Source organism: Microbacterium sp. Mcb102 (assembly GCF_024519805.1).
GTDB lineage: Bacteria > Actinomycetota > Actinomycetes > Actinomycetales > Microbacteriaceae > Microbacterium.
The window spans coordinates 210,173-217,688 of record NZ_JALJRG010000001.1 but is presented as its reverse complement, the minus strand read 5'-3'; the positions used below and the strand labels follow the sequence as shown (position 1 = coordinate 217,688).

Here is a 7,516-nt window from a genome sequence, read left to right as displayed (position 1 = left end):
GTCACGAACGCCCCCGCCGCCGACGCATGGATCCACCCGTTCGCATACTGCCGGGTGATGCCTGCTCCGTGGGGATCCTGAACGAACACGAACGAGTTCTTCACGGCACCCAGCGCGCCGCCGGAACCGCCGTTCGCCGCGTACACGCTGTCGATCGCCTTGGTGTTCGTCCCGAGGACCGAGGCTGCAGGCTTGCCGGTGAGCGAACCGATGGCCCCTCCGCCGAAGTCCTGGAGACAGGAGACCGCGGTGCAGATCTCCGGCCCCACGGGCCATGAGAGCTTTCCGCGGACCCAGCCGGCGGCCGAGTACGCCGTCATGGTCCTGTTCGTCGACGCGTAGGCCCCCGCCGAAGACTGGTGGATCCACCCGGCGTCGAACTGCTGCGAGACCCCGTTCCCGTTCGGATCCGTCACGGCCGTCGGCGACGTCTTCGGATATCCGAGCTTTCCGCCGAGGCCTCCCTGCGCCGTGTACTCCTTGTACACGGCCCCGTACACTGTCCGTGCGCCGAGCGCCTTCGTCCAAGTGATGATGCCGTTGGTGTAGCTCACCGTGCACCGCGCTGTCGTCGCCGTGCAGGCCGGACTCGTCTTCGCCGCCCCGAGGACGCCCGTCGCACCACCGAGCCCGGTGTAGACACGCCGGATGTCGCCGAGCGGGTCGACCTTCACCGCCTGGGTCGATCCGAACCAGTCGGTGAAGTAGTTGTAGAAGTTGCGGTTGCCGTAGGCCGAGCATCCGTCACCCTCGCCGTAGCCGGCGCGCAGGGCGGCTGCGTTGGGCTGGTACGGCGTGTAGTAGTAGAGAGCCGACGTCGCCTTGTTCGCGACGTACACCGGCGCGGAGCCGCAGGACGCCTTGGGGTTGTAGAGGATGTTCCACGTCTTCCCCGGCGCGTACCACTGGAACCACTTGCCCTCCATGTAGATCTGCATCTGGCGGGCGGCGCCATAGATCTGGTGGAAGAAGCCGATGAAGTTCGGGTCGCACGGCGCGGTGTCGGGGCATCCCTGACCGAGCGCGATCCGATAGCGCCAGGCGCTCGGCCACGTGTGGGTGATGAGACCCTGCTCCTTCTGGAGCATCACGATCAGCACCTGCGGGTTGATGTTGCAGGCCTGCGAGACGCGATAGATGATGCGCGCGGCCGATTCGTTCGCAGCGCCCTTGTATCCGGAGCAGTACTGGTCTGCCGGGCGGGTGACCGTGGTCATCCGGAAGTCCTTCAGGCAGACGATCGCCTCGTTGTTCTCGTCACGACCACCCAGGCAGCGCGCGACCTTGCCGTTGAAGAAGGTCTGGATCTGCGCCTCGGTCATCGTGCTCTTGTTCGTGAACACGGCGTCGCTGATGAGGTTGCCCGGAGTGAAGCCGGTGAGGCTGCTTTTCGCGATCCCCGTTTCGACGGGGGCGGCGGAGGCGTTCGCGGCTGCCGCCACGGGCGACGTGACCGTCGCCTGAGCAGCGGCGGCGGGAACGACCGTTCCGAGAACGAGGGCGGAGACAGCGAGGAAACAGGTGAGGAGTGGGGCGGTCCTCAGGGTGTTTCGCGAGCGTGGGGCACGTCGAGACATGTGACCAGTGTGACGGAAGTTGCAGGATGATGCCACTGTTGCGCCTCTTTGGCCACAGCACCCCGGCGTGTCGCGTCGATGCGCAGGTGGCTCCCAGCCCTCAGAGGTCGGCGTGCAGACCCCAGAGCCGTTCGGCCGAACTCGCCCAGGAGAACGCCCTGGACCGATCCGTCGCCAAGACGCGCAACCGGTCCGCGGCGGCGTCCGTGGCCTCCACCATGGCATCCGCGATCTCCTCGGCTGCGACCAGCATGCCCCCGTCGGCGATCACATCCCGATGCGAGCCGCTGTCGACGGCGACGACGGGGATCCCGAGGGTCATCGCCTCGACCGCGCGCCATGGCCACCCGGCGGAACTGCTCGTCGCGGCGAACAGCGAGGCCCCGGCCAGCACGGCCGCACGGTCTGCAGTATCCAGCGCGCCTCGAATGTGCGCGCGCCGCTCGGGGAGCCCTGCGGCCGAAGCGAGCTCGGCGTAACGGGGCTCCGCACCATCGGGAGCGCCCAGCACGACGGCATCGATTCCCGCCGCCGCAGCGCCGCGGAAACCGTCGTGCAGATCTGCCGCCGATCCCGCCAACACCACGTACTGCGCGGGCAACGTCAGTGCCGCTCGCCGGTCGGCGGCGTCTGCGGGCGCCGCGAATCCACGGGGCGGAGCGCCCGCGACCACGCGGACGCGATCCCCGAGGCGTGCGAGTTCCGACAGCCGCTCGGCGACGGCATGCGACGGCACGACCACGGCGTCGGCATGTTTGACTGCCCGCCGGAGCATGCCGCGCTGCCAGGCGACGAGGCTCTTGGACAGCTGCTCCGGTGCGTCCCAGGCGCGCAGATCCCACAGCGTGACCGTGGTCTGGTGGTTGTCGTGCATGCGGTCATGCCGCACGAGCGGGGCCATCAGCGTCGGCGAATGGATCATCCCTCCACCGACCCCCGGAGCGATCCCGAGCTGCCAGGAGGCGGCCAACTCGCGGCGCCCGAGCCCGAGGGTCCGCACATCTCCGACACCGGCGACCGAAACCTCCGCGCCCGCAGGCACGATGGCGTCCACGGCGCACCCCGACGGTGCCGTGGCGATCAGGCCGACCGTGAGATCGAGAGAGGCGGAAGCCTGGTCGGGGTCGACGACATGCACGAGCTGATCCAGAACAACACGCAGCCGAGCACCCATGCGATCAGGCTATCCTCGCCGCGCGGCTCCCCCGTGGAGCGCACCACCCGTGCCGCGCGAATGTCAGCGTTCCCACAGTTTTCGCCCACCGCCGCACCAGCGGTTCATGCTTGAATGCTCAGGTGAGCGATGGTCGTCTTCCCGTCCGACGCCGATGGATCGGGTGGACCATCGGCGTTCTCGTGTCGATCCTCCTCATCGCGATCGGCTGGGTGACGATCCGCGGGCTCGGCGCGGTCAGCGACCTTCAGCAGGTCGCCAATGGCGCCACGCAGCTGAAGGCATCGATCGCCTCGGGCGACCTCGAGGAAGCGGAGCGGGTCTCCGGGAGCATCGCGCGCAATGCGGCGTCCGCCGACGAACTCACCTCGGACCCGGTCTGGCAGGCCTTCGGCGCTGTGCCGTGGCTGGGACCGAACTTCCGCGCGGTGAGCGAGATCGCCGAGATCGCGCACGACGTCTCGACGGACGCGCTCACGCCGTTGCTCGATGTGGCAGGCGGGCTCGATCTGGCAGGCCTGGGCGTCGAAGGCGGCACGATCGACCTCGCCCCTTTCGCGGAGATCGAGAAGCCGCTCGGTACGGCGAGCACTGCGCTCAGCGCTGCGGAGCTGCAGGCCAAGCGCATCGATGCGGACGCGACGCTGCCACCTCTCGCCGACGCCATCGGTGAGTTGCGATCCGCGGTGACGGGAGCCGCGTCGGTGGTCGGCTCCCTGCACGGCGCCTCCGTGCTGCTGCCGACGATGCTCGGCGGCGAGGGTCCGCGCAACTACGTCCTGGCCATGCAGAACAACGCCGAGTTACGCTCCTCCGGCGGGATCATCGGCTCGATCGCGCTGCTGCACGCGGAGAACGGCACGATCACGCTGCAGAGACAGGCGTCGACCCGGGACTTCCCGCCGCTGGACACCGCTCTGCCGCTCAGCGAGTCCACGATCGCCCTGTTCGACGACCGCCCCGGTCGCTACCTCCAGAACATCACCGCCATCCCGGACTTCGCCGAGGCGGGCGAGATCATCGCGGCCCGGTGGACGGGTCGCTTCGGCGGGACCGTCGACGGCGTCATCGCCGTGGACGCCGTCGTCGCGGAGCACCTCATGAAGTCGACCGGAGACCTCGCTTTCGGACCCTTCACGGCCACAGCGGACACCGTGACGGACATCCTGCTGTCCCAGATCTATGCAGCCGTCCCCGATCCCGCCGCGCAGGACGCGATCTTCGCGCAGGCGGCGGGCGGCCTGTTCAGCGCCGCGCTGTCCGGCGGCGACCCCCGGGCTCTCATCGGGGCACTGGCCACATCGGCGGACGAGAGTCGTATCCGCATCTGGAGCGCACACCCGGAGGAGGAGGCCGTTCTCGCCGCCTCCGAACTGGGCGGCACGATCCCCACGGACAGCGACGACGCGACCTACGTGGGCGTGCTGATGAACGACACCACCGGTGGGAAGATGGACTACTACACCCGTGCATCCATCACGACGTCGGTCGGCACGTGTCAGGGCGCTCCGACCACGCAGGTGCGCGTCACGTGGACGAATACGGCCCCGGCGGACGCCGCGACCTCGCTGCCCGCCTATGTCACGGCCGACGGGTTCTACGGCGTCCCCGCCGGCACGGTGCGCACGCTGATCGCGGTGTACGGACCCGAGGGCGCGACGCCCGCCCATGTCGACCGCGACGGCGAAGAGGAAGGCGTGCAGACGGCCATGCTCGGCGATCGTTCCGTGGTGCAGCACGAGGTCTCCCTCGCCCCCGGCGAATCGACGACGATCACGGTGGAGTTCGAGGGCACGGGCGCCGGAGCGCGGTTCACGGAAGTGCGGCACACACCGCTCATCGAGGCTCCGGACACCGCACGGCAACCGCTGAACTGCGCAACGTGACATTCCGCGCTCGATAGGGTAGCGTTGAGCCACTGGGGAATATCTGGAGTCTGCAATCTTGCCGTGGGGGCAAGACGACTCCACGCAGTCGGATGCAGGGGTGTATCCGGATGCGATTCCGCGTGAAATTCTGGGGAGAAATCATGCTGAAAAAACTGGCTGCAATCAGCCTTACCGCCGGCGCGCTCGTATTGATGGCGCCCGCCGTCGCATCCGCTGCGCCATCGACTGTTCCGGCCGCGTCCACCGATTCGTACACGACGCCTCCCGGCGTCAAGGTCGGCGACCCGGTCATCGACATCTGCGAAGTCTCGACCATCGTGTTCGGACCGGGGTACTTCCTGCCGTCCGAGAACGTGAACGTCTCGGTGTCCGGTCTCAACGCCGGGAATGCCGCTGTCTCGGGCAACACCGCCGCGACCGACGGCAGCCTGACGCTCACCTTCCGCCCGCCTTCTGATGGAGAGGGCTCCTATGCCGTCTCCTTCGCCGGCTCGCGCTCGTACACCGCGACGATCACCGTCGCACACGGTCATGATGCCGCTTCGACGTGCGACCACGATCCTGGGGTCGCACCGGCAGGCGCGGAGATGCCGCTCACGGGCGACGGATTCGAGCTCGCCCTCACCGGCGGAAGCGTCTCGCCGTGGGTCCTCGGAAGCGGCGCCGCGGCGCTCGTCGCCGGCGGTGCCCTCGTCGCGGTCGGAGCGTCTCGCCGCAAGCGCGCCTAGGTCCGGCTGCCGCCTCGCGCGGTGGTCGACTGGACGACGGTGATCCCTCCCCCTCCGATCACCGTCGTCTGGTGCATCCGGTGGCACCCACCGGAAGCCCACGGCTCGCCCCTTCTGGGACGGGAGAGCCGTGGGCTTTGTCGCGCGCTCGCGGGGACGGTCCGGACGTCCAGCACCGTCTCCGGTCGACGCGGGCTCGCGGTCGTCAGGGAGCGGGGCTCGGCGTCTGCGTCGGCGGATGCAGCGACGTCGCGATCAGGTCGTGGATGAAGCCGTAGTCAGGCTCGTGCTCGTCCACGCCGAAGTCGGGCGTGAGCTCGATCGACGTCACCTGCTGCTCCTTCGCCTTCAGCATCAGGTCGAAGAACTCCGGCAGCTTGTCGGAGGGCAGATCGGTGCTGATCAGTGCCGTGCCCGCCGCAGCCACCTCGTTGAATCGGGTGAGCACGGTCTGCGGCGTGAACTGAGCGAGGATCGCCTCCTGGAGCTCACGCTGACGCTTCATGCGATCCCAGTCGCTGGTGGTGTAGCGGGATCGGGCGTACCACTGCGCCGTGTCGCCGTTCATCCGCTGTGAGCCCGGCTCGATCCAGCCGATGGCCCATTCGTTCACGTCGGTGCCCGTCCAGCCCTCGGGCGGTCCGCCCTTCGGAAGGCGCTCGGTGACATTGATCTCCACGCCACCCAGGGCATCGACGAGTTCGGCGAAGCCGTGCATGTCCACGAACACGTAGTACGGGATCTCGATGCCGAGAACACCCTCCGCCGCGTCCTTGGTCGCCTCGATCCCCGGGTCGGAGCCGTGGGCGACGGCGTCGGGATAGAGCCCTGCTCCCCCGTCATCGCGGCACACCTCGGCCGCGTTGCGCACGTGGTTCATCCACCCGTTCCAGCCACACGTCGATGAGCTGTGCCCTTCGAAGCCGTTCGGATAGAGGTCCTGCATCGGGCTGCCCTCGCTGAACGGGGCGTTCGGGAGCTCGCGCGGGATGCCGGTGATGGTCACGGCGCCGGTGTCGGCGTTCACCGACACGACCGAGATGCTGTCGAACCGCATCGAGTCGCGTCCGTCGCCGCTGTCGGCGCCGAGCAGCAGAATGTTGTAATAGCCGTCGCTCGGCTGCACGCTCGGGCCGCTCTGACCGAAGATCGAGCCGATCGTGCTGCGCACCGAGCCCACCGCGGTCGCCGCATACGCGGCTCCCCCGCCGACGAGGCCCAGCAGCAGCAGGGCGACGACGGGGATGGCGAGGCGGGACGGCCCGGGGAGCTTCACGAGGCGCACGAGACGCAGGGCGTCGAATGTCAGGACGATCCAGAGCACGACGTATCCGACGAGAAGCACCTGCACGATCGTGAGGACGGCAGCCGAGAAGAACCCGCCGCCGATCGTGAGCCACAGCAGGACAGGGCGCGCGAACAGCGCGAGGCCGACAGCGACGATCGCGAGGAGCCAGGCGAGCAGAGTGGCACCGAGGCCGAAGCGACCGAGTCGACGATTGCCGGCGAGCACTTGGGCCGAGCCCGGCAGCAGGAGATTCAGCGCGACCAGCCACCAGCCGCGCTTCGCCATCGTGCCCGGATCGGAGAGGTCCGGGTGCCGCAGCGGCCGGGTCTCGATCAGTGGGCGCCCTGATGCGCGCGGAGGCGCAAGGGTCACAGTGACCCCTTCAGCCGTTCGTTCTTCTCCTCGACCTGGGCCTCGAGCTCACGCGAGTACGCCTCGACACGGTCGGCGAGGTCGGGGTCTGCCGTCCCGAGGATCCGTGCCGCGAGGAGTCCCGCGTTGCGCGCTCCGCCGATGGACACGGTGGCGACCGGGATCCCGGCAGGCATCTGCACGATCGAGAGCAGCGAGTCCATGCCGTCGAGGTAGGCGAGTGGCACAGGGACACCCACGACGGGAAGCGGGGTCATCGAGGCGAGCATGCCCGGAAGGTGCGCTGCACCCCCGGCACCCGCGATGATGACGCGGACTCCTCGCGACCGCGCGTCACGCGCGTACGACATGAGCTTGTCGGGCGTGCGATGCGCCGAGACGACCTCGACCTCGTGCGGGATTCCGAAGTCCGTGAGGGCCTGAGACGCATCGCTCATCACGCGCCAATCGGAGTCGGATCCCATGACGACGCCGACAAGAGGAACGGC

At 68.7% G+C, this 7,516-nt stretch carries 6 protein-coding genes; 2 read left to right on the top strand and 4 right to left on the bottom strand.

The window, feature by feature from the left end:
• Positions 1 to 1,577 (bottom strand): LGFP repeat-containing protein (locus OC372_RS01030; RefSeq protein WP_410054846.1); only part of this gene is annotated, 1,577 nt, incomplete at its 3' end.
• Positions 1,578 to 1,677: 100 nt separating this feature from the next.
• A complete protein-coding gene (locus OC372_RS01025; RefSeq protein WP_262000670.1) occupies positions 1,678 to 2,751 on the bottom strand; it encodes a glycosyltransferase in 1,074 nt (357 codons plus the stop codon).
• A 122-nt stretch (positions 2,752 to 2,873) separates the two neighbouring features.
• Between OC372_RS01025 and OC372_RS01020 the strand changes: the two genes are divergently transcribed.
• Positions 2,874 to 4,637, top strand: a complete 1,764-nt coding sequence (locus OC372_RS01020) for a DUF4012 domain-containing protein (protein WP_262000669.1) — start codon at positions 2,874 to 2,876, stop codon at positions 4,635 to 4,637.
• A 143-nt stretch (positions 4,638 to 4,780) separates the two neighbouring features.
• Positions 4,781 to 5,368 (top strand): hypothetical protein, encoded by a 588-nt coding sequence (locus tag OC372_RS01015; protein ID WP_262000668.1) that lies wholly within the window; start codon positions 4,781 to 4,783, stop codon positions 5,366 to 5,368.
• A gap of 205 nt (positions 5,369 to 5,573) precedes the next feature.
• Here OC372_RS01015 and OC372_RS01010 read toward each other — a convergent pair whose 3' ends face one another.
• Together OC372_RS01010 and purE are read right to left on the bottom strand one after the other, a co-directional pair.
• On the bottom strand, positions 5,574 to 7,028 hold the full coding sequence (locus OC372_RS01010; RefSeq protein ID WP_262000667.1) for an LCP family protein: 1,455 nt from the start codon (positions 7,026 to 7,028) through the stop codon (positions 5,574 to 5,576).
• Positions 7,025 to 7,492 carry a 5-(carboxyamino)imidazole ribonucleotide mutase gene (purE, locus tag OC372_RS01005; RefSeq protein WP_036303450.1) on the bottom strand — a complete coding sequence of 156 codons (468 nt, stop codon included), beginning with the start codon at positions 7,490 to 7,492 and terminating at the stop codon, positions 7,025 to 7,027. Before purE ends, OC372_RS01010 begins: the two co-directional genes overlap by 4 nt.
• Between the last annotated feature and the right edge of the window lie 24 nt (positions 7,493 to 7,516).

Coding starts and splice junctions, on each gene's coding strand:
- OC372_RS01025 (WP_262000670.1), bottom strand. CDS start 2,751: ATGGGTGCTCGGCTGCGTGTTGTTCTGGATCAGCTCGTGCATGTCGTC.
- OC372_RS01015 (WP_262000668.1), top strand. CDS start 4,781: ATGCTGAAAAAACTGGCTGCAATCAGCCTTACCGCCGGCGCGCTCGTA.
- purE (WP_036303450.1), bottom strand. CDS start 7,492: ATGGGATCCGACTCCGATTGGCGCGTGATGAGCGATGCGTCTCAGGCC.